Source organism: Halorientalis sp. IM1011 (assembly GCF_001989615.1).
Taxonomy (GTDB): Archaea; Halobacteriota; Halobacteria; order Halobacteriales; family Haloarculaceae; genus Halorientalis.
In genome coordinates, this window is the sequence record NZ_CP019067.1 from 127,199 (window position 1) to 148,382 (window position 21,184).

Sequence of the window (21,184 nt, forward strand, 5' to 3'; positions counted from 1 at the left end):
TTATTTTCCTTCCAGAAATAATGTTGAGTCGATCTGAGCTAACAGCGTTCGTACGTCGCCGGGCTTAACCGGTCGCCGGTCGGACAGCGATCATGCACGTCGCGTTCGTCACGTACGCCACGATCAGGGACAGTATCGGCGAGAAACGGCTCGAACGGGAGTTCGAGTCGGGGACGACGGTCGGTGCGGCACTCACGGCACTGGCCGACGAGTACGAGAATCTCGGTCCGCTGCTGTTCGACAGCGACGGCGATCTCCGCCCCAACGTCAACGTCCTCGTCGACGAGGAGAACGTCCGGAACGGGGAGGGGCCGGCGACGGTACTTTCCGACGGCGCGACGGTCAGTCTCGCCCCGGGCGTGGCTGGTGGGCGTCGGTGACGGATACGGTCGGAAAGAATGGTTCGCTCCACAGTGGTTCGTCCCTCGCGGGACGGACTGTACCCGGTTAGACCAGACCGCGGAGTCCGCCCGGTGTCGGCATCTCGGACTCGCGGTCGGTCTCCTCTCCGTCCCGGTCTCCCTCCCCGGAGCCGGACCGTTCCGATCGGGCCATACTGCATACTAGGGTCGAATGCTATCCGACAAAAATTTTGCTCCTGCCCCCCGGAATATAATGCAAGTTTCTTCCCTCGTGTGAAATAAGTTCGCTGGGCAGGGTCCACAGAGACACCACGATCACAGCCACGGAGTACTCGTCGGGAGAGCTGTTACAGTGGAGAGATCGTGCTCTGAGGTGAGCAAACTCCACCTGACACCGCGGCTGGACCAAACCATTAACCCTGACCAGGGCAAACAGTATTCCATGGAGTACACAATACAAGCCGCAGTCACTGGTGAGTTCGACGACGTCGTCGACGCGACGACTGCTGCACTCGAAGAGGAGGGATTCGGTGTCCTCTGTGACATCGATATTCAGGGCACACTAAAGGAGAAACTCGGCGAAGAGTTCCCTCAGTATCGGATTCTCGGTGCGTGCAATCCCCCGCTGGCACACGAGGGCTTGACTGCGGAAACCGAGCTCGGTGCGCTCCTCCCCTGTAACGTCATCGTCTACGAGCGCGACGACGGCGACATCGTCGTGAGTGCAGTCGACCCCGAGCAACTGGTCGGGATCGCAGACAACGATTCGCTAGACTCCATCGCGACCGAGGTCACCGAGCGATTCGATCGTGTACTGGCAGCCGTCTCGGAGGAATTCGAACCCGCATCGGCGGTCTGATTTTTCGAGGGCTTCGTCCACCTGACTGGACTCGATAACGATACGTCCCCTGTCCCTCGTCGCAGTCTCTAATCTTGATTCGTAATGGGAATATCACACAATAGAGAGTCGATATGGAGTATAGCCGTCGCCGCAGGCAGTTAGACGTGGTCCACGAAAATACAGTGAGCTGATCCTCTTTCGGAGACGTGAAAATCCGAAATCAGCGAGTAGCGACAGAACGAAAGCTACCGGCGGTCGTCGGACGTGAGACGGGCGCGGCGGCGATCGAACTCCTCGTCGCCGATCTCGCCACGCGCGTACCGCTCCTGGAGGACGGCGAGTGCGCTATCCGCAGTGTGACCGTCCGTCCGGAACCGCGTTGCCAGCCAGTAGCCGACACAGACTGGCAGAGTGACGAGGAGTGCCATCCACAGCAGGCCGAGTAGCATCGTCCCCAGTCCGCTCCATCCGGCCATGTGACCGGCGTTCCACATGCCGTCGTGCCAGTTCCACGTCGTTGCAGCCGGGACAGTCGCGTGCGTCAGAGCCAGCCCGCCGAAGACGGCGAGCGTCAGTGCTCCGACGACGACGAGTCCCAGCGATCGAATACCGCGTGCTCGAATCGGATTTTGCATCGGTGTACTCCAGAGGGTTCGGCGTGGTTAGCCGAGGATGTACTCGAGGGCGGGGTAGCGCTCGACGAGCGCCTGGCCGCCGATCTCGTACTGTTCGATGTACTGGTCGAGTCCGAGGATGCGGCCGGCAGCGAACGCCGCGACCGCGAGGAACACGAGCATGTACGCGAAGTCCCCGTTGATGAACCCGTGGCCGATGTCCCAGTTACCGAAGTAGAACATGAGCATCATGAGCGCGCCGAAGAACGCCGCGAGGCGAACGAACGCGCCGACGAGCAGGCCGAGGCCGATCAACAGCTCGCCCCACGGCACGGCGACGTTCGCGAACTCGACGAACCACGGCGTCGAACCCATCCACGCGAACATGCCTGCCAGCGGGTTGCCGTTCGTCGCCGCGACGTTGGACAGATAGCCGCCGGCAGCGAACTCACCGGTGAGCTTCGTGAAGCCGGAGTAGGCGAACGCATAACCCATCATGAGACGGAGCGCGAGGACGAACCACGCGCTGAGGCTGTGTACTTTCCCGCCGACGGTCAGACCGCCGATCCTGCTTTCGAGCCGGTTCATGCCGGAGTCGAGTGTAGACATAATCATTTCACCTTCAATTACGAGTAGGTGGGAAGAGAGTATATACTAGCGAGCCAGCGTTCTGAGTCGGAAAATCGGGGGGCTATATTACCCTCCTGTCACGAGTACGGGAGTGTGTCCGGAGCGTCCGATCGACTAGACATCTTCGCCACGCTCGACGACGAGTACGCCCGCGATATCCTCGTGGCGACGAAGACGGACCGGCTATCCGCGAAAGAACTCAGTGAGGAATGCGACATGTCACGTCCGACCGTCTCTCGCCGCGTCAGCCGACTCGTCGAACAGGGCCTCCTCGAGGAGTACACGCACGTCGACCCCGGCGGTCGGCACTACAGCGAGTACGAGGCGCGACTCGAACGCATCGAAGTGCTCCTTCAGGCGGAGGGGTTCGACGTCCAGATCGACGTCCGGCCGGACCCCGCCGACCGCATGGCATCCATCTTCGAGAAGATGCGGGGATCTGACTGATGGAACACACGTTGTTCGTCGTCGCCAAACTGTTCACCACCGCGTTAGCAGTGGTCATCGCCTACCAGGCCTACCGCGGGTATCAGCGGCATCGCACGAAGTTGCTCCTGTACGTTGCCGTCGGCTTCGCGCTCGTCGGTCTCGGCGGCTTCCTCGAAGGCGTGTTCTTCGAGGTCCTCCAGGTGTCGATCTTCGAGGCCGGGTTCGTGGCGGCACTCGTCACCGCAGCGGGGATGCTGTCCATCCTCTATGCGCTCTACGCCCCGAATCCCTGAGTCCCGGGTGTTGTGCCGAACGTTATATCCGAACCGGTCGTACTGTAGCCTATGCTACGGACACTCATAGGCGTGCTCGGAGTCGTGACAGCACTGTTCCCGGACGAGATCGTCGCACTCTTCGAGACACTCGCTATCGCCGAACCCGGCGAGGGGACCACGAGATCCTGGGTCAACCCGGGAATTCGAATGGAGGGGATTCTGATTGCCGTGATCTCACTCCTTGGCGGCCGCTCGTATGGGTGGACGATGAACGTCACCGGAGCGTTCGGCGCGATCGTCCTCGTGTTTCCAGACCTGTATCGCAAAGTTGCTGTCACGCTCCTCTACGAGCGCCCGGATTCTATCGAGTGGAACGAGCGATTCACGACAGGCCTGCGGATAATCGGCGCGGTATACGTTCTTCTGGCAGCTATTGCATACAAAAACCGCACCAAAGACGTGTAGAACAGTCGCTTACGTCGTCGTACGACGCAATCAAGCTATCGGAGTCTCGTGGCCACACCCCGTTCGTACAGAAAAACGGCGGCTGATCTGTCCATGACCACTACCCGACCAGTTCCGGTCCGCAGGTGAACAGCGATGGATCCACTACCGCTTGCAGTCGGTGTGTTCATCCTCACCGGTGTCGTCGTCGACCTCCTCTGGACGACGCTCTGGGTCGAGGGCGGCGCTGGCCCGCTGACCGCGCTGTTGATGGCAACGACCTGGCGACTAGTACGACAGTTCGAAGGGGACAATTCACGAGTTCACTCTCTCGCAGGCCCGATAATTCTCACGCTGAGCCTGGCGACGTGGATCGTACTTCTCTGGGGCGGGTGGGTATTCGTCTTTTCCAGTGGTGAGAGCTCGATCATCGATACGTTGCACCGAGGACCGCTCACCTGGCCGGATCTGATCTATTTCTCCGGATATACGATCTTCACGTTAGGAAACGGAGATTTCGTCCCGCGAGGTGGAGTCTGGCAGATTTTGACGGGGGTCGCCACCGCGAGCGGGATGCTCTTCGTCACGCTCAGCGTTACGTACGTCCTCAACGTCCTGAGTGCGGTCACACAGAAACGATCGTTCGCCAGTGGTGTGAGCGGACTCGGTGCAAGCGGTACCGAGATTCTACTCACGAGTTGGACCGGCGATGAGTTCGAGGGCCTCGAACTCCCCTTACACACCTATACGACACAGTTGAACACGCTGACGTCGAACCACAAGGCGTATCCGATTCTCCATTACTTCCACAGCGACCACCCCGGCCAATCACCGGTCGTGAGCGTCAGCATCCTCGACGAGACGCTGTCACTTCTCCAGTTCGGACTGTCCGAGCGCTCACACCCGAGCGACACGATTCTTCGGAACGCCCGGTCGAGTGTCGAGAATTATCTGGAAACGCTTCAGAGCGAGTTCGTCGAGCCTGCCGATCGCTCCCCACCGCCACCGGACCTCGATACGCTTCGAGCGACCGGGGTTCCGGTGGTTTCCGACGACGCGTTCTCCGAGTCCCTCGACGAGTTAGCACAGCGACGGCGAACGCTCCTCGGACTCGTCGAGTCCGACGAACGAGAGTGGCCCTCACAGAACGACGAGTGATGGCGTGTCGCCAGCCCGGTCTCCATCTGATCGGACAAGAGTGGATAGGTGGCGTGCCGGGAGTCCCGCGAACGAAGTGAGCGAGTGGGACGTCGACACGCCCGCGACCGCAGGGAGCGGGCGTGTCGGGATTCGAACCACGCCCAGACATGCTCGCTTCGCTGCGCGTGTCTGGTCTACTTCGAATCCCGGGTCCGGTTCGGTCGTCGCTCCCTGCGGTCGCTCCTCCTGCTCACGGGTCGCTTCGCTCCCCGTTCGCACGCCGAGGACACACTCCGTTCGTCCTCGCACTGCACGGGCGTGCCGGGAGTCCCGCGAGCGAACGAAGTGAGCGAGTGGGACGTCGACACGCCCGCGACCGCAGGGAGCGGGCGTGTCGGGATTCGAACCACGGTCGCTCCCGTTCGCTCACGACGCTCGCTCACCTCCCGCTCCCTGATTAGAATCCCGTCATGCCGGTTCGCTCCTCACTCGCTACACTCGTTCGTCGCTGCACGGGCGTGCCGGGATTCGAACCCGGGATCGAGAGGTTAGGAACCTCTCGCCCTGTCCACTAGGCCACACGCCCTATCCCCAGTTGCGCCCGTCCAGTGAAAAACGGTTTCTCTTCGCTCCCAACGGTTATGTCGGAGCCACCGCAGGAACGGCCATGGAGAAAGTCTCGCTCGACGACGTTCGCATCGAGAACAACCCACTCGGCGTCCACTCGATTCGCAAACCCGTCTCGGACGCGCTGGAGACGACCGACTTCGCGTTCAACTACTTCGAACTCCAGCCCGGCGAGTCCTTCTCCGGCGGCATGCACCGCCACCACGATCAGGAGGAGCTGTTCTACATCCTCGACGGAACGGCCACGTTCGAGACACCCGAGGAAGTCGTCGACGTACCCGAAGACGGCTGTATCCGGTTCGAGCCGGGGGAATACCAGACCGGGGGTAACGAGACCGACGACATCGTCCGCGGGTTCGCCATCGGTGCACCCGGTGCCCGTCACGACTGGGACGAACTCGACGCACTGGTGTACTGCACCGAATGCGACGAGGAGACCGACCACGGGATGAACCTCACCGACGACGGACAGTTCTCGTTCGCCTGTCGCGAATGCGGGAACGACCCGCAGGCCTGATCGGGACCGACGAGTTCGGGAGGACGGGCCCCGCACCGAGTGTAGCGGTGCGACTGCGAGGGATGGCGAACCGGAAAACCAGCGAAAACTAGCTCAGTTGTTCGAGGTGTCGGTGTTCGTGTCGGTCGTGGAGTCGACTTCCGAGTCGACTTCGGAGCCGACCGAGCCGCCGGTGTCGGTCGACGTATCGGCCGACGTGCTGGAGTCGGACTCCGTGTCGGGTTCTTTCATCTCCTGGAGTTCCTCTTCGATCTCTTCGCGGCCCTTCTGGAACTCACCGATCGCCTGTCCGGACGAACGGGCGAGTTCGGGGATCTTGTTCGCGCCGAACAGCAGGATCGCGATGAGCAGGATTACGAGCAGTTCCGGCCCACCGGGGATCCCGGGAACGACTAACGGGAATAGTCCGGTCATCTGTACCTGAGCATAACTGGAGGCTTATTATAGGCTTTTTGCTCAAACCCACCCGGTAACGACGGCTGATCGGCGGTTCTACAGGCGCATCGATGGCACAACAGTAATCCCACACCCGTTCGAAGGGAGGGCTGTCATGGTAGACGAAGGCGACGCAGCCCCCGATTTCACTGCACCGCTCGCGAACGGCGACATCGAGGAGTTCACACTCTCGGAGAATCTGGACGACGCACCGATCGTCCTCGCCTTCTTCCCCGGCGCGTTCACGAGCGTCTGCTCCCACGAGATGAACACCTTCCAGGACCGCCTGGCGGACTTCGAGGACGGCGGCGCGACCGTCTACGGTATCAGCGTCGACTCCCCGTTCGCCCTCAACGAGTTCCGCGACAAACTCGGGCTGGAGTTCGGTCTGATCAGCGACGCCGACAAGGAGATCATCGAGGACTACGGCATCGGCATGGACTTCGCCGATCTGGGCGTCCACGACGTGGCGAAGCGGGCCGTCTTCGTCGTCAACGGCGACGGCGACGTGACGTACGCGTGGGTCAGCGACGACCCCGGCGTCGAACCCGACTACGACGAGGTCGAGTCGGCCGCCGCCGACGCCTGATCGCCGCGGCCCCACCGAGTCTTTTTCTCCACCCGCCGCCACGTTGGACCATGAGCGACGCCACCGACGAGAGCGACGCGGGGACGGGCGGTGACGGTCGCGTCTACGACCCCGAGGCCGACCACGCCTTCCCCGACGAACGACTCAACGAGGCCCTGACCTACGTCGACGACGACGCGGAGATAGCGGCCTACCTCGAAGCCCAGAACGTCAACCCGGTCGCGCGAAAGCGCTACAACGACCACGGGACGAAACACATAGAGATCGTCCGCAACCGGGCGCTCTGTCTCTACGACCTCCTCAAGGGCGAGGGGGTCGAGTTCAACGGCGCGGCCGAACAGGGCCTCGACGAGGCCGACGAGGCCGTCGTCGTCGCGCTCGCGGCGACGCTGCACGACATCGGCCACGTCGTCCACCGCGACGAACACCCGTACTACTCGATCCCACTCGCGGCTGACCTGCTCGACCGTATCCTCCCCGATCTGGGCTACGAGGTGGCCGAGGCCGTCCGGATGAAGGGCGAGGTGCTCCACGCGATCCTCTGTCACCACGTCGAGGAGGACCCGCTGACCCTGGAGGCCGGCGTCGTTCGCGTCGCCGACGCGCTGGACATGGAGCAGGGCCGCTCGCGCATCCCCTACGAGCGCGGTGGTCGCGGGATCAACACCGTCTCCAGTCAGGCGATCAAGGAAGTCACCCTCCACCCCGGCGAGGACAACGCGGTCCTCATCGAGATAGAGATGACCAACGCCGCCGGCGTCTATCAGGTCGACAACCTCCTGAAGGCCAAAGTCGAGGGTTCGGGACTGGAAGACCGCCTCCGGATCGTCGCGCTCAACGCACGCGAAGACGAGAACCGGATCGTCGAGCGGATCGAGTTGTGAGTCTGGACCGGCGACCGGCTCTCTCCCGTCGAACGTCACGCCGGTGTCGTCCGGGGACCGATCACTCGTCTTCGAGCAACGCGTCGTCGCCGTGGCGCTCGCGGAGCTGTCGGAACACCTCCCGCTGTTCGCGAATCCGGGGCGTGTCCGACTCGTAGGCGTTGGCGAACAGTTGCTCGGGGTCGGGCTCGAACTCCTCGGCCGCGTCGATCAGGTCGGCGACCGTCTCGCGGACATCCCCCTCGATGGCGTCGACGGCCTCGTCGTCGAGCAGCCCGCGCTCCCGCAGGAACGTCTCCAGTCGGGGGATCGGGTCGCGCTGTTTCCACTCCTCGACCTCCGCGTCGTCGCGGTAGACCGAGGGGTCGTCGGCGGTCGTGTGCGCGCCGAACCGATACATGACTGCCTCGACCAGCGTGGGCCGACACTGCCCTTCCTCGGGACCCTTTGCCTTCCGGACGGCCTGTCGAGTGACCTCGTACACCGCCAGCGGGTCCATCCCGTCGACCCGGATACCGTCGATGCCGTAGGCGTCCGCCTTCTGCGCGATCGTCGGGCTCGCGGTCTGACGCTCCCGGGGGTGTGAGATGGCGTACTGGTTGTTGTTACAGAAGAAGATCGCAGGCACGTCGAACACGCCGGCGTAGTTCAGTGCCTCGTGGAAGTCGCCCTCGCTGGTCGCGCCGTCGCCGAAGTGACAGACGACGGCCCGGTCGTCGCCCTTGAGCTTGGCCGCCCAGGCCATCCCCGTGGCGTGGGGCAGGTGACTCGCGATGGAGATGTTCAGCGGGAAGACGTTCTTCTCGGCGAGCCACTCGTTGCCCCGCTCGTGACCCATCCAGTAGAGCAGGTACTCCGGTTCCAGTCCGCGGACGATCACGGCCCCGTGCTCGCGGTACTGGAAGGAGATCCAGTCCTCGTCGGCCAGGGCGTGGGTCGAGCCGACCTGTGCCCCTTCCTGCCCGGCCAGGGAGGGATAGGTTCCGAGCCGGCCCTGTCGCTGGAGGCTGATCATCCGCTCGTCGAAGTGGCGGGCGAGTCGGAGCTGGCGGTACATTTCGACGAGACGCTCGTCCGAGAGGTCCGGGACGGACGCGTCCGCTCGGACGTGGCCGTCCTCGTCGAGAATCTGCACGCGGTCGCCAGCGCCGTCGCCCAGGCTCCCCTGATCCGTCACAGTGTCGCAGGGCACGGACAGACGTGACATAATGGTATCGCTCGGAGTGGTGAACCACCCCGACACAATCGTTTAGTACTGCCGGCCGTATCTTTGGGTATGGGTAACACGCCCACCCAGCAGCCCTACGAAGGCGACTCCCCAGAGGGGGACGGATCGGGTGCCGGCACGTCGGTTCGGGAGGCGGTGGTCGGGTTCGTCCGGTCGACCCTCGACGGTCTTCGCCGTCGCCTCTCGGTGTTCCCGTCGCTCAACTTCGGCTCGGCGTTCGTCGTCGACGACGCGCCCGTCGCCGAGCAGCGCCGCCTCCGCCCGGCCCGATCGGACGCGGACGACCACCCCCACGACGAAACCATCACAGCGTTTCCGGAGCGCCAGCGCCCGCTGGTCCAGCCCGCCCGCGACTCCGGGCAGGAGAACGCCCCCGACCTCGAAGCCACCGAGGAGGACGGCCGCCTCGCCATCTACTTCCCAGAGCGGGCGGACGCCCACATCACCTCCGACACCTGGGAAGCGGTCGAGCCCTGACCGCCCACCCCACGAGTCGCATGCGGTGACATTCAAGTTGCCCGCGCTCCGGGAGGTAAACGGTGACCACGCGTGTCCGACCTGCCGGATGAATTCGACTGTACGATTACGAACTGGGAGTACATCTACGGCCTCTGTCGCGACGTGAGCGAACAGGTCAAAGCCGCCGAGTTCGAGCCAGACATCGTCGTCGCGCTCGCCCGCGGCGGCTGGTTCGCCGGCCGCTGTCTCTGTGACTTCCTCGGTCTCGACGACCTGACCAGCCTCAAGATGGAACACTACGTCGGGACCGCCGAGAAAGACGACGAGCCCACCGTCCGCTACCCCATGCCCGAGGGGTCGGTCGAGGGGAAGGACGTGTTGATCGTCGACGACATCGCCGACACCGGCGGGTCGATCAGCCGCGCCCACGAGTACGTGACCGACCGCGACTGCGACGAGGTCCGCACCGCCACCCTCCAGCTACTGGGAACCAGCTCCTTCGAACCCGATTTCGTCGGCGAGCGCCTCGCCGAGTGGACCTGGGTCGTCTACCCCTGGAACTTCGTCGAGGACATGATCGACCTCGTTTCCGACGTGATGGGCGAGGGCGAGGTCATGACCGAGACCGACATCCGCCGCGCGCTCCGAGAAGTCCACGGCATCGAACGCATCGAGATGGAGATCGCCCAGCCCGACCGTTTCGACGAGGTGATGGCCGAGATGGTCCGCCGGGACGTGGCCGAGGCGACGGGTGAGGGCTGGCGGCTGGTGGAGTGAGTCGATTACGAACGCTCGTCTAGCATCTCGATTCCACGTTCGACGACCGCTTCGGTCACGAACAAACTCGTGTCGTACTGCAGGGCCCGCATCCGTTCTGCTGCCTCCGATCGGTCGAGCGATCCGCGAGCATGTGCGAGAGCGATAACGCCGATCGACCCATGTACCTCGACACCCGACTCTTTCGCCGCGTCCCGGGCCTCTAAATCGTCAGTCAGCAAGACCGCTTTTCGGTCCGTCGCCACTGCCAATGCCGCACGCTCACCGGGGTCGAGATCCGTTTCGGGGCTCTGGTCATCAGGAGCGGACACGATCTCGGAGTCGACTTCGGCGATTTCGTCACCGCTCCCGCCTCTATCGAGTTCTTCCACGACCGTTTCCGGGATATAGAGTGTCTCAACGTGAGAGAGTAGATCGAGGGATTCGATCTCGGCGAGGTGGATCAGCGGTCCAGCGTCGGCCACCGCAACCAGCGTCACGCGTTCAGTCCCCAGTCGACATCGTCCTCGACAGCGTCGCGCTCCCGTTCCGCCCGTTCGACTTTGGCTCGGCCGACTCGGTCGACCGCCTCCTCCCGGTCGAGATCGCCGTCGAAATACTCCGCGATGATCATGTCTTCCCAGAGTGCTTCGAGTCCGCGTTCGAGCGCTCGCTCGAGCACTTCTGACTCGGCAACCCCACTCGCCTCCGCGATGTCTCGGACTCGGTCGGAGATTTCCGCGGCCATAGTGATCGGTTGTTCGTCCACAGTCATAAATTCGCGTCCAGCTCACCCGTTTCTGCCGGCACAAGGTCCATCGAAATGTGACACCCGAGAGTGCGCGACTCCCAGGGTCCAAATCGCCTCCTGCCGCATTCGTCGCTCACGGATTGTGAGCGATATCGCTCACGGCTCGTAAACTCGCCGTTCGCAAACCGAGGCGCGAACGACAGTGAGCGCCTCGCAATGCGGCGACCGGGAGTGCGCGACTACCGTCGCGCACGCCGACCGACTCCGTCGGTCGGAATTTGAACCGGAGGAAGACATTCCTGCCCGCCTCGCTCCGCTCGGCTGTGCGGGCTGTGACTTCCAGGGTTCAAATCCCTCTGCGATACCTGCGACTCACGGATTGTTCGTCGCAGGAATGCGGCGACCGGGATTTGAACCCGGGCCATGAGCTTGGAAGGCTCAGGTCCTACCACTAGACCATCGCCGCACGTCGTTCACTTCGTTCACTCGTGCGCCGGGCCCTGCGTCGCTTCGCTCCGCAGGACATCGCCGCTCGAATGCCGCCCCGACCGGGCGCGCCAGTGATCCAGGCTGGATCGCCGCGGCGCGAGGTGACAACTGGATGTTCCGCGTGCCAATTTATGTGGCTTTCCCTTCGCCGTCGGCGACCACCGCGTAACAGTTCCCGCTGGAGACGAACACCTCGACCGGCTCCACCCCGCTCGCGTCCAGATCCGCCCGGAACTCCTCGGGACTGTAGATGTGGTAGAACCGCGGCACGCGCTCGCCGCCGGGCAGCGTCCAGTCCACCGTGGTGTCGAACCCATCCTCGGCGTCGAACCGGTCGTGGGCCGTACTCCAGGCGCTGACCAGCGCGCGACCGCCGGGCGCGAGGACGCGAGCGAGTTCGTCGAGACTCGTCACGCGCAGGTCCCGGTCGGGGAGGTGGTGTAGCGTGGCGACGTAGACGGCCAGATCGACGGTGTCCGACCGGATCGGGAGACTTGCCGCGTCGCCCTGTACGAGTCGGACGGCCGCGCTGGCGTCGGTGTCGGCGACCCGCTCGCGTGCTTCCCGGAGCAGGCCACGGCTCACGTCGACGGCGAGTACGCGGTCGGTCAGGTCGGCGAGGGGTTCGGCGTGGCGGCCGTTGCCACAGCCGAGGTCGAGGCCCACCGTCCCATCGCGGCTGTCGAGGAAGGATTCGACTTCCGGCCAGGCGTACTCGCGGGTGGCGGAGAAGTGGTCGGCGATCCAGTCGTAGGTGTCCCGGACGCCCGCGCGGGCCGGGTCGTCGTCCATGCCCGCGCTTCCGGGCCGGCAGTCAAGACGGTTGCGTTAGTCGAAGGTGAACTCGACCTGGTTGGCGTCGACGCTTGGCGGGTAGACCGTGTCGGTCTCGTTGTCGGCGTCGTAGGTCCGATCCTCGTCGGTGTCCTGGTGAGGTATCAGGACGATGGTCTCCTCGCCGTCTATCTCCCGATCTAACTGGATCGTCACGTCCTCGGAGGTCCCGGCGGGGAGGTACTCGCTGACGCCGATGACCTCGCCGTCGGGGGTCCCCCGGTGGACGACAATGAACCCGCCGTCCGAGAGCGACGCGGACTCGACTTCGACTTCGCTCGTCCCGCCGAACTGGTCGGCCATGTTCATCGAGGCGACGGGCGAGGAGAGCAACACGAAGACCACGTACGCCACGGTCAGCAGGACGGCGGCGTGTTTCACGCCGTCCCGGAGCGACCCCTCACCGAGTTGGCCGCCGACCAGCCCCGAGAAGAACGCCTGCACCATGCCGATGTGGAAGAAGACGAGGGTGTAGGCGGCCTTGTCGACGCTCCCGAACCGGGTGAACTGGCTCGCGTCGACGCCCAGTCGATTGTCTGAGGGCGGCGTCGGCACGTTGTTGGGCAGGCTCGGGACCAGGACCTCCTCGACGGCGACGATGATGACCAGGAAGACGAGGAAGGCGACGTAGATGACGACGAGATAGGTGAGCATCTGCCGCCGACGTTGACGTTTCATCCGCAGGTCCGCGCGGGCCTGCGTGGCGGCGATGCGCAGGACGGCGCCGATGTTCCCGCTGGCCCGCATCGCGTTGGTCAGGAGGGTTACGGCGCGGGTAACTGGGACTGTGCGGACGCGGTCCCCGAACCGCACGAGCGCTGCCTCGACGTTCGCACCGAGGGAGATGTCGGTCCAGATGCGTTCGATCTCTGGCGTGAGCGCGCCGAGGTCGCTCCCGCGGATGCGGTCGAAACTCTCGACCACGGACATCCCGGCTTCGTTGAGGCTGGCGAGACGTTCGAGCATCTCCGGCGACGCGGACTCGACCCGCTTGAGTCGGCGCTGCTGGACGTACCGGACGATGGCGTAGGTCGAGAGGACGAACAGCAGTGCCTGAATGACGAGGTCGTCGAGGACCCGCACGTTGACGCCGACGCCGGTCAGCGCGGTGGGCAGGCGCACCACTGTCACGACGAGCGCCAGCGGAATCGTCACGTACAGCAGCGCCGTGGGGTTCCGCAGGACCGTCTCGACCGGTGAGGTGAAGACGCGCTTGTACCGCTGGAGCCGGTCGTAGACGGCCAGGCGGTCGAAGTTGTCGGCGAGCGCGTTCGAATGGCCGCCGTCGGCGGCGGGCACGTCGCGGTCGGCGACCCCTCCTCCACCGCCGACGAGCGTGGACGCGTCCGGGACGACTGTCCCCTCGTTCCCGATGCCGAGCAGTTCGAGCCGCTGGTCCAGGAAGACGATGAACCCGACGTTGGCCAGCGGAATCGCCAGATATCCGAGCAACCGGAGGATGCCGAGCGTGTCGGTCGTCGTCAGCCCGAACACGAGGAGGATGGTGATCAAGAAGAGCGTCCCCGCGACGAGGACGGTGACGTACGCTTCGGCGATGGTCGCCAGCAGTTCCAGCAGTTCTTCCTGGCGGTCCTCGGCCTCTTCCTGATAGCGCTCGTACTGGTCGTGGAGGAACTGCGGGAGGTTCTGCCCGCTCTGGAGGACCGAGGAGAGGTTCTCGCCGAAGGTCTTGTACTCCTCGCTGGGCGTCCGCTTTGCCATCCGCCGGATGGCGTTGATCATGTCGGTCCCGAACAGGTCCATCTGCCGGACGGCGACGGACATCTCGCGGGCGCTCTCCCCGTAGATCCCCCTGTTGTCCGCCAGCGTTCGCATGACGACCGGGAACGGCATCCCACCTCGGGAGAGCGCGTAGAGGAAGGCGACGGTCCGGGCGAGGCTCTCGTTGATCCGGCGGCGACGCGCCTCGGCGCGACTGGCCAGCGTCTGCCAGCGCATCGTGTAGGCCAGCGCCCCGGACACCAGCGACGCGATCACACCGCCACCGACGGCGACCGCGAGGAAGACGTTTGGAGCGAGTTCCAGCGACCACGTGGACGGTTGCCCCAGCACGGCCGTCATGGTGTTGGGGAGCCCCGCGATCAGCCCGCCGATCAGCGGCACCGCGAGAATCAGCAGGGCCACGAGGTAGCCGCCGACGATGCCACCCAGCACGGCGAACACGACCGCGTAGAGGTAGGTCTTGGCCGCGTACGCCCGGTAGGTCTCGGGGACGTACGCCGACTGCAGCAACTCCCTGCGCTCGACGCTGTCGTCGACGAACCGGCCGAACACGCCCCGCGAGATCCGGGTAAGCCGTTTGTTGACGGCGGCGCTCGTCCCCGCCGCGATCAGGAGCGCCCCCAGAGCGAGCGCGAACAGGGCCGGGACCAGGGTGAGCGCCGAGACCATGTCAGGACTCCACTTCGACGCCGGCGTCCTCGATCCGGTCGAGGACGGCGTCGCTGTCGGCGTAGTACTTGTTCACCATCGCCGTGAACCGCCGGTAGTCGTTGACGCCCTCCTCGCGGAGATACTCGAGGAACTTCTTGCGGTTGCGGATCTCCCGCAACAGTTCGGACTGGTTCCAGCCCCGCTCCTCGCGGATCTCGTCGAGCAGGTCGCTCCCGCTGTTCGTGAAGGTGTCCTCGGTCGCCCGCCAGGAGTAGGTGTTCGAGTAGTCCAGTTCACCGGTCCGCTGGTCGATCCCCTCGATCTCGGCGAGCGTGCGCATCCGGCGGACGCGCTCGCCCCCGGTCCGGGTCAGCACCTGCACGCAGAGCACGTCCAGACTCTGGACCATCGGTCGCGGGACGTTGATCGGCTCGTTCTCAAGCCGGTTGATGACCGTCTGGACGGAGTCGGCGTGCATCGTCGAGAACGTCGTGTGGCCGGTGTTCATCGCCTGGAAGAGGGTGATCGCCTCCTCACCCCGGACCTCGCCGACGATGATGTACTCGGGGCGGTGACGCAGCGCCGAGCGCAGCAGATCGTACATCGTTATGTCGTCGTCGTCCAGCCGTTCCCGGGTGATCGACGAGAGCCAGTTGTCGTGGTACAGCGAGAGTTCGCGCGTGTCCTCGATGGTCAGCACCTTCGCTCGTGGCGGAATGAACATCGAGACGGCGTTCATCGAGGTGGTCTTTCCCGCCGCAGTCCCGCCCGCAAAGAGCAAGGAACGGTTGTTCTCGATGCAGAGCCAGAGGAAGGCGAGCATGTCGAGGTTCGCGGTCCCGTACTCCAGCAGGTCGATGGGCGTGAACGGCTCGTCGGCGTACTTCCGAATGGTGAACGCCGACCCCCGGGGGGTCACCTCCTCGCCAAGCGCCAACTCGATCCGGGAGCCGTCCGGCAGCGTCGCGGAGACGACGGGGTCGGAGACGCTGACGTGCCGGCCCGAGCGCTGGGCCAGCTGGATGACGAAGTTCGACAGTTCCTGGCCCTCGAAGACGACGTTCGACTCTACGTCGGTGTAATCGTCGTGGTAGACGAAGATCGGAAGGTCGGGACCGTCACAGGAGATGTCCTCTACGTGGGGGTCGTGCATGATCGGGTCGATCCGCCCGTAGCCGTGGAACCGGCGGTGAAGGTAGTAGAACAGGCGGTAGTACGATTCGAGGCCGATGTCGACGCCGTACTCCTCGAGTCTATCCTGGAGTTCCTCCTGCAGTGCCGCCTCGGGGTCGTCGGCCACGTTCTCGCGGTAGAGGAGGGGTTCGCGGATGTCCTCGGCCAGTCGGTCGAGCAGGTTCGCTTCCAGTTCGTCCAGCTGGGGTTCGACGACGTGATAGCGGTGTTTGTCCTCCTCGTGGTCGTAGTTGATCGAGACGAACGAGAAGGGGACGTTCAGCCAGTAGCGATCGACTTCCTCGTAGCTCGGCAGGCCGGAGAAGGAGATGAGGCGGTCGTGTTTGTCGGGGTCGTAGTTCTGGACCGGGAGCGTCGTCCCCCGGAGCAAGTCGGCCGTGTAGGAGAGCCAGCGGCGTACCTCTTCGACTCGCGACTCTCCGACGTCGTCACCCGCGCTGGCGTCCTGTCCTGCCATAGATCGACCTCGATCCGGCGATTCGTTACTGCCGCTTACGGACCCACTCACTTAAATTCGCATCTCGTTTCCGTTCGTTCGATAGCGGAAACTGACAGGTTCCCTGCCGCGTGGCGGTCACGTCTCCTCTGTGTCGACAGCGCCGGACTCGGTCTGTCCGTCGGTCGCGTCTATCTCGGGGTCGTCGACGCGTTCGACCCGGAGCAGCGTGTAGGCGAAGGCGTACTGGAAGACGACGCCGACGGGCAGCAGGATGCCGGGGAAGGCGTCGGTCTGGACGCCCTCGATGGGGAGTGCCCCGAACTGCAGGAGTGCGCTGGCGACGGTGTGGAGGACGGCGGCGACCAGCAGGAGGCCGCCCATGACGCGCACGGGGTCGACGCGGGCCGTCCGGAACCGGTCCTCGAAGGCGTACATCGCGAGGCTCAGCAGGACGGCGAGGCCGACGACGGCGGCACCGACGGTCCAGACGGCGAAGGGAAGTGGGCCGGGCGCGTCGCCGTAGAATCCGATGGCCTCCCACGGCAACAGGATGAGCGGGTTCGGCGCGGGGACCTCGACGCCGAGCAGGACCCTGAGCAGGAGGAAGGGGAAGTGAAACTCGATCAGCGATCCGCCCTGGAGTTCGCCGATGGCGACCGATATCGACCACGGGATGAGCGCGCTCAGCCACGCCGACACGACGGCGAGTTCCTCGGCGTACTCCGACTTGACCCAGACCATATGGGCCACCGCGAGCGCGGCCGTCAAAAATCCCCACGCCACGACCGGGGTTCCCGATGCCGATCGAAACAGGCGTTACGTTCATTGGCGCGGACGACGTACGTCGAAGCATCGAATGAGGCGCGATTACTTCACGCTCGAGTTGCGCGACGTCGGGACCGATCCGGTCGAGCAGCCGACGGTACACGTCGAGTACGACGGCCCGTCGGACGAACTCGAGACGCGCCTGACACCCGGGACCGACCTCGATCTGGCCTTCCGCTTCCAGACGCCGGTCGACGACCCCGACGCGGACGGCGTCCTCGCCATCACCGAGCGCCTGACCGGCGACTTCGTCCTCGAGGTCAACGCCGACGCCGACGCCATCCTCGACCTCGTCGACGCCGCCAAGGCCTACGGACAGGAAGGGAGCGACGCCCCCGGCTGTTACAGCCTCGAAATCGACGTGGTCGGCGGCGACCGCTACACGACCGACAAGCGGACGCTCCTGGTCTACGACGACGACGGGGACCTCCTGCGGAACCACTCGCTGATCCCCTCCGGCGTCGAACTGTAGGGCGGACGAGCGGACCGCCTGCCTCTAAGTGTGTGTCGCCGCTCTGGCCAGTCATGAAACTGTTCGGAACGGCCGGTATCCGCGGCCCGGTGGACGGTCGGGTGACGCCGGAACTGGCGCTGGCCGTCGGTCGCGCGGCAGCGGCCGACGGCGACGAGTTCGTGCTCGGACGCGACGGAAGAGAGACGAGTCCGGCGCTCGCCGCGGCCGTCGCGGCCGGCCTGGAGAGCGGCGGCGCGACCGTCTGCCGGATCGGCGAGGTTCCCACACCGGCGCTCGCGTACGCCTCACGGGGCCGACGCGGTTTGATGATCACCGCCAGTCACAACCCACCGACCGACAACGGGCTCAAACTGTTCGTCGACGGGCAGGAGTACGGCGACGACGCCGAGGCCCGGATCGAGGCCCGCGTCGAGGAAGGGTGCGATCCAGCGGCCTGGGACGCGTGGGGCGAGGCGACCGAACTGGACGTGCTGGAGCGATACCGCGCGGCCGTCGTCGACTACGCCGCGGGGTTCGGTGCATCACCCGATGGGCTGACGGTCGCCGTCGACTGCGGTAACGGGATGGGTAGCGTCGCGACGCCACAGGTCCTCCGGGCGCTCGGGGCTGACGTGCGCGCGCTGAACGCCACCGTCGACGGCCACTTTCCCGGCCGGGAGAGCAAGCCGACCCCGGAGAGTCTGGCCGACCTGCGGGCGTTCGTGGCCGACGGCGACGCCGATCTCGGGATCGGGCACGACGGCGACGCAGACCGGATCGTTCTCGTCGACGAAGACGGGGAGATCGTCCACGAGGACACAGTGCTGGCAGTCCTGGCCGAGCGGTACGTCCGCGAGAGCGCGGCCGGTGATCCCGTCGTGGTGACGACGCCCAACGCCTCCGCCCGGATCGACGAGCGGGTCGAGGCCGCCGGCGGCCGCGTCGAGCGAACGGCGCTTGGCGTCCTCCACGAGGGACTGGCCGCGGCACGCGCCGACGGCGACAGGGAGACCGAGGTCGTGTTCGCCGCCGAACCGTGGAAGCACATGCACACCGGCTTCGGCGACTGGATCGACGGCGTGGTCAGCGCGGCCGTCCTGACGCGACTGGTCGCGGCGTCGGGGCTGAGTCGGCTGACAGAGCCAGTGACCGAACGTCCCTACCGGAAAGCGAACGTCCGGTGTCCCGACGAGCAGAAAGCGGCGACGATGCAACGGGTCGAAGAACGGCTTCCCGAACTGTTCCCGGAGGCCACCGTCGAGACGGAGTACGGAGTGCGCATGGCCTTCCCGGACGCGTCCTGGGTGCTCGTCCGTCCCAGCGGGACGGAACCGTACGTGCGGGTCTACGCGGAGAGCGACGAGGTGGACGAACTGATCGCAGAAACCGTCGAGGCAGTCGAGTGCGCCGTCGACTAATTTCTTGCGTGGGTCTCGAACGTGGACTGTAACTGGTCGGGGTCGGGGCCCGCGGAGAGATCGAGTCGATACACGTCGGTGAACCAGCCCCGGGGTCGAACGACCAGGGAGTCCTCGGAGACAGAGAACGACTCCACGTCCTCCCAGCCGGTGAACGCGCCGTCGACGGCCACACCGGCGTCCGTGACGACGACCCGCCGGTCGTCCGAGCCGAGCACCACGGTCAGCGCGAGCGCAACGACGACGATTACGCCGAGGAGGAGCGCGATAGGTGCCTGCTCCAGCAGTACCAGCACGCCCAGCAGACCGGCGACGGCCCCCAGGCCGACCGACAACGCACCGTACGTGACACGCCGTTCGCGCCGATCGGGACGGGTCTCGAAGGCGTGTAACACCTCCGCGGTCTCGATCCGTGAGACCGTCACCGACCGGGTACCGAGTTCGACGAGCGCGACCGCCGGTGCGACGGCCAGCAGGCCGAGCGTGGCCGGCCGGACCAGCAGGTTGAGGGGACTGATGCCGGGGTTGTGCGCGAGCAGTGCGATCAGCCACACCAGGTACCCGAGCGGCAGAATCACGGGCGGAACGGCCAGCGGGAGCGACGTGGCCAGTCGCTCCACGTCCAGTTGGCCCCCGACCGCGTATCCAAGTCCCCCAGCAACGAGGGCGACGACCGCCAGCGCCGCCCACGGGTCGACGACCCCTGACGCGCCTGCCAGCGCGGCGGCCAACGGGCCGAAGAGCAAGGCGAGATAGGTCCCCACCAGCGACCGATAGATCGAATGCGTGAACCGCATACACACATGTTGTCAACAGTGCCTCATAAATCGTCCGTCAGTTCTGATCGTGGAGGTGGGGAGGGTATTTGTCCGGTCGCCCCGTCGGCATCGACCATGGATGATCTGGTCGAGCGTGCGCGGTCCGCGCAGGCGAACGCACACGTCCCGTACTCGGAGTACCGGGTCGGGGCGGCGCTCCGGACCGCCGACGGCACCGTCTTCACCGGGTGTAACGTCGAGAACGCGAACTACAGCAACAGCTTACACGCCGAGGAACTGGCCGTCGGGAAGGCGGTCGAGGCCGGCCACCGGGAGTTCGACCGTCTCGCCGTCTCTTCGAGCGAGCGCGACGGCGTGACCCCCTGTGGGATGTGCCGGCAGACCCTCATGGAGTTCTGCGACGACGACCTCGTCGTCGTCTGCGACGAGGGTGACGCGACGACGGCGTACCGACTGGGCGAACTGCTGCCCGCGGCCATCAGCGCCGAGACACTGGGAAAATGAGCGGGGAGCAGTCGGACGAGGGCCGCATGGACAGCGAAGACCCCAACGACGGCGAACAGTACCACCTCGATGTCCGCCCCGAGGACGTGGCCGAAACCGTCCTCCTGCCGGGCAACCCCGAACGCGTCCCGAAGATCACCGACGCGTGGGACCACAGCGACGTGGTCGCCGAGCACCGGGAGTACCGCACCGCGACCGGTGCCTACGAGGGCACACCCATCTCGGTCACGTCGACCGGGATCGGCAGCCCCTCGGCGGCAATCGCCACGGAGGAACTCGCTCGCGTGGGTGCGGAGACGCTGATTCGCGTCGGCTCCTGCGGTGCGATCCGGGAGGAGGCGGCCGTCGGCGACCTCGTGATCACCCGCGGCGCGGTCCGGCAAGAGGGGACCAGCGACGAGTACGTCCGCGAGGACTACCCGGCGGTCGCGAACCACGCCGTCGTCGCCGCCCTCGTCGCCGCCGCGGAACGGCTGGACTACGACTACCACGTCGGCCTGACCTGCTCGACCGATTCGTTCTACGCGGGGCAGGGCCGCCCCGGTTTCGAGGGCTTCGAGGCCCGCGGGAGCGACGAACTGGTCGCGGAGTTGCGGGCCGCGAACGTCCTGAACTTCGAGATGGAGGCCAGCGCCATCCTGACGCTGGCGAACGTCTACGGCCTCCGGGCAGGTGCGGTCTGTTCGGTCTACGCCAATCGCGTCACCGGCGAGTTCCGGACCGAAGGCGAGCGGCGGGCCGCGAAGACGGCGAGTCTCGCGACGCATCTGCTGGCGGAGATGGACGAGCGGGTTTCGGAGTCGGGCGCGAGCGAGTGGCACGCGGGGCTGGGGCTGGAGTGAAAAAGAGCGGTTCGGGCCGGTGATCGACTGC

Annotated in this window: 26 protein-coding genes and 2 tRNA genes; 15 read left to right on the forward strand and 13 right to left on the reverse strand. The window is 65.4% G+C overall.

Annotation, left to right across the window (positions count from 1 at the left end):
• Nucleotides 1–92 precede the first annotated feature (92 nt).
• Together BV210_RS00630 and BV210_RS00635 are read left to right on the forward strand one after the other, a co-directional pair.
• The gene (locus BV210_RS00630; protein ID WP_077204773.1) at nucleotides 93–380 is read left to right on the forward strand and encodes a ubiquitin-like small modifier protein 1; all 288 of its coding nucleotides are present in this window, start codon (nucleotides 93–95) and stop codon (nucleotides 378–380) included.
• A 424-nt stretch (nucleotides 381–804) separates the two neighbouring features.
• Nucleotides 805–1,221, forward strand: a complete 417-nt coding sequence (locus tag BV210_RS00635; RefSeq protein WP_077204774.1) for a DUF302 domain-containing protein — start codon at nucleotides 805–807, stop codon at nucleotides 1,219–1,221.
• A gap of 227 nt (nucleotides 1,222–1,448) precedes the next feature.
• On the opposite strand, the gene BV210_RS00640 is transcribed toward BV210_RS00635, so the two are convergent.
• Both BV210_RS00640 and BV210_RS00645 read right to left on the reverse strand, forming a co-directional pair.
• On the reverse strand, nucleotides 1,449–1,838 hold the full coding sequence (locus tag BV210_RS00640) for an SHOCT domain-containing protein (protein WP_077204775.1): 390 nt from the start codon (nucleotides 1,836–1,838) through the stop codon (nucleotides 1,449–1,451).
• Between the two features lie 27 nt (nucleotides 1,839–1,865).
• A complete protein-coding gene (locus BV210_RS00645; protein ID WP_084802530.1) occupies nucleotides 1,866–2,426 on the reverse strand; it encodes a DoxX family membrane protein in 561 nt (186 codons plus the stop codon).
• A gap of 114 nt (nucleotides 2,427–2,540) precedes the next feature.
• Here BV210_RS00645 and BV210_RS00650 point away from each other — a divergent pair, with 114 nt between their 5' ends.
• From BV210_RS00650 to BV210_RS00665, 4 genes are all read left to right on the forward strand, one after another.
• Entirely contained in the window at nucleotides 2,541–2,894 is a 354-nt protein-coding gene (locus BV210_RS00650; RefSeq protein ID WP_077204777.1) for a winged helix-turn-helix domain-containing protein, read from the forward strand.
• Nucleotides 2,894–3,169 (forward strand): hypothetical protein, encoded by a 276-nt coding sequence (locus tag BV210_RS00655; RefSeq protein WP_077204778.1) that lies wholly within the window; start codon nucleotides 2,894–2,896, stop codon nucleotides 3,167–3,169. The genes BV210_RS00650 and BV210_RS00655 overlap by 1 nt, the downstream gene beginning before the upstream one ends.
• A 51-nt stretch (nucleotides 3,170–3,220) precedes the next feature.
• Nucleotides 3,221–3,616 (forward strand): hypothetical protein, encoded by a 396-nt coding sequence (locus BV210_RS00660; RefSeq protein ID WP_077204779.1) that lies wholly within the window; start codon nucleotides 3,221–3,223, stop codon nucleotides 3,614–3,616.
• Nucleotides 3,617–3,751: 135 nt separating this feature from the next.
• On the forward strand, nucleotides 3,752–4,753 hold the full coding sequence (locus BV210_RS00665; RefSeq protein WP_077204780.1) for a potassium channel family protein: 1,002 nt from the start codon (nucleotides 3,752–3,754) through the stop codon (nucleotides 4,751–4,753).
• A gap of 495 nt (nucleotides 4,754–5,248) precedes the next feature.
• On the opposite strand, the gene BV210_RS00670 is transcribed toward BV210_RS00665, so the two are convergent.
• A tRNA-Arg gene (locus tag BV210_RS00670) sits at nucleotides 5,249–5,321 on the reverse strand.
• Between the two features lie 81 nt (nucleotides 5,322–5,402).
• On the opposite strand from BV210_RS00670, the gene BV210_RS00675 reads away from it, so the two are divergent.
• On the forward strand, nucleotides 5,403–5,879 hold the full coding sequence (locus tag BV210_RS00675) for a cupin domain-containing protein (protein ID WP_077204781.1): 477 nt from the start codon (nucleotides 5,403–5,405) through the stop codon (nucleotides 5,877–5,879).
• 93 nt (nucleotides 5,880–5,972) lie between these two features.
• Here BV210_RS00675 and tatA read toward each other — a convergent pair whose 3' ends face one another.
• Complete coding sequence (tatA, locus tag BV210_RS00680; RefSeq protein WP_077204782.1) at nucleotides 5,973–6,293, reverse strand: twin-arginine translocase TatA/TatE family subunit; 321 nt, start codon at nucleotides 6,291–6,293, stop codon at nucleotides 5,973–5,975.
• A 136-nt stretch (nucleotides 6,294–6,429) separates the two neighbouring features.
• Between tatA and BV210_RS00685 the strand changes: the two genes are divergently transcribed.
• Both BV210_RS00685 and BV210_RS00690 read left to right on the forward strand, forming a co-directional pair.
• Complete coding sequence (locus BV210_RS00685; RefSeq protein WP_077204783.1) at nucleotides 6,430–6,903, forward strand: redoxin domain-containing protein; 474 nt, start codon at nucleotides 6,430–6,432, stop codon at nucleotides 6,901–6,903.
• Nucleotides 6,904–6,953: 50 nt separating this feature from the next.
• On the forward strand, nucleotides 6,954–7,787 hold the full coding sequence (locus tag BV210_RS00690; RefSeq protein WP_077204784.1) for an HD domain-containing protein: 834 nt from the start codon (nucleotides 6,954–6,956) through the stop codon (nucleotides 7,785–7,787).
• Between the two features lie 61 nt (nucleotides 7,788–7,848).
• Here the strand turns inward: BV210_RS00690 and pdhA are convergent, their stop codons facing one another.
• The gene (pdhA, locus tag BV210_RS00695; RefSeq protein WP_084802531.1) at nucleotides 7,849–8,994 is read right to left on the reverse strand and encodes a pyruvate dehydrogenase (acetyl-transferring) E1 component subunit alpha; all 1,146 of its coding nucleotides are present in this window, start codon (nucleotides 8,992–8,994) and stop codon (nucleotides 7,849–7,851) included.
• Between the two features lie 69 nt (nucleotides 8,995–9,063).
• Here pdhA and BV210_RS00700 point away from each other — a divergent pair, with 69 nt between their 5' ends.
• Both BV210_RS00700 and BV210_RS00705 read left to right on the forward strand, forming a co-directional pair.
• Nucleotides 9,064–9,492, forward strand: a complete 429-nt coding sequence (locus BV210_RS00700) for a hypothetical protein (RefSeq protein WP_077204786.1) — start codon at nucleotides 9,064–9,066, stop codon at nucleotides 9,490–9,492.
• Nucleotides 9,493–9,564: 72 nt separating this feature from the next.
• A complete protein-coding gene (locus BV210_RS00705) occupies nucleotides 9,565–10,251 on the forward strand; it encodes a phosphoribosyltransferase (RefSeq protein ID WP_077204787.1) in 687 nt (228 codons plus the stop codon).
• Between the two features lie 5 nt (nucleotides 10,252–10,256).
• On the opposite strand, the gene BV210_RS00710 is transcribed toward BV210_RS00705, so the two are convergent.
• The 7 genes from BV210_RS00710 to BV210_RS00740 form a co-directional block, all read right to left on the reverse strand.
• Entirely contained in the window at nucleotides 10,257–10,730 is a 474-nt protein-coding gene (locus BV210_RS00710) for a nucleic acid-binding protein (protein ID WP_077204788.1), read from the reverse strand.
• The gene (locus tag BV210_RS00715) at nucleotides 10,727–10,978 is read right to left on the reverse strand and encodes a hypothetical protein (protein WP_077204789.1); all 252 of its coding nucleotides are present in this window, start codon (nucleotides 10,976–10,978) and stop codon (nucleotides 10,727–10,729) included. The genes BV210_RS00710 and BV210_RS00715 overlap by 4 nt, the downstream gene beginning before the upstream one ends.
• Nucleotides 10,979–11,376: 398 nt before the next feature.
• Nucleotides 11,377–11,447 (reverse strand) — tRNA-Gly (locus tag BV210_RS00720).
• Between the two features lie 152 nt (nucleotides 11,448–11,599).
• Complete coding sequence (locus BV210_RS00725) at nucleotides 11,600–12,262, reverse strand: class I SAM-dependent methyltransferase (RefSeq protein WP_077204790.1); 663 nt, start codon at nucleotides 12,260–12,262, stop codon at nucleotides 11,600–11,602.
• A 36-nt stretch (nucleotides 12,263–12,298) separates the two neighbouring features.
• On the reverse strand, nucleotides 12,299–14,716 hold the full coding sequence (locus BV210_RS00730) for a type II secretion system F family protein (RefSeq protein ID WP_077204791.1): 2,418 nt from the start codon (nucleotides 14,714–14,716) through the stop codon (nucleotides 12,299–12,301).
• Nucleotide 14,717: 1 nt separating this feature from the next.
• A complete protein-coding gene (locus BV210_RS00735; RefSeq protein WP_077204792.1) occupies nucleotides 14,718–16,349 on the reverse strand; it encodes a type II/IV secretion system ATPase subunit in 1,632 nt (543 codons plus the stop codon).
• 117 nt (nucleotides 16,350–16,466) lie between these two features.
• Nucleotides 16,467–17,072 (reverse strand): hypothetical protein, encoded by a 606-nt coding sequence (locus BV210_RS00740; RefSeq protein ID WP_077204793.1) that lies wholly within the window; start codon nucleotides 17,070–17,072, stop codon nucleotides 16,467–16,469.
• 115 nt (nucleotides 17,073–17,187) lie between these two features.
• Here BV210_RS00740 and BV210_RS00745 point away from each other — a divergent pair, with 115 nt between their 5' ends.
• A complete protein-coding gene (locus BV210_RS00745; RefSeq protein WP_077204794.1) occupies nucleotides 17,188–17,628 on the forward strand; it encodes a DUF5793 family protein in 441 nt (146 codons plus the stop codon).
• A gap of 53 nt (nucleotides 17,629–17,681) precedes the next feature.
• Nucleotides 17,682–19,028 carry a phosphomannomutase gene (locus tag BV210_RS00750; protein WP_077204795.1) on the forward strand — a complete coding sequence of 449 codons (1,347 nt, stop codon included), beginning with the start codon at nucleotides 17,682–17,684 and terminating at the stop codon, nucleotides 19,026–19,028.
• Here the strand turns inward: BV210_RS00750 and BV210_RS00755 are convergent.
• The gene (locus tag BV210_RS00755) at nucleotides 19,025–19,825 is read right to left on the reverse strand and encodes a hypothetical protein (RefSeq protein ID WP_077204796.1); all 801 of its coding nucleotides are present in this window, start codon (nucleotides 19,823–19,825) and stop codon (nucleotides 19,025–19,027) included. The genes BV210_RS00750 and BV210_RS00755 overlap by 4 nt on opposite strands.
• A 96-nt stretch (nucleotides 19,826–19,921) precedes the next feature.
• On the opposite strand from BV210_RS00755, the gene cdd reads away from it, so the two are divergent.
• A complete protein-coding gene (gene cdd, locus BV210_RS00760) occupies nucleotides 19,922–20,311 on the forward strand; it encodes a cytidine deaminase (protein ID WP_077204797.1) in 390 nt (129 codons plus the stop codon).
• Entirely contained in the window at nucleotides 20,308–21,153 is an 846-nt protein-coding gene (locus tag BV210_RS00765) for a nucleoside phosphorylase (protein ID WP_077204798.1), read from the forward strand. The genes cdd and BV210_RS00765 overlap by 4 nt, the downstream gene beginning before the upstream one ends.
• The last annotated feature ends 31 nt before the right edge of the window (nucleotides 21,154–21,184 follow it).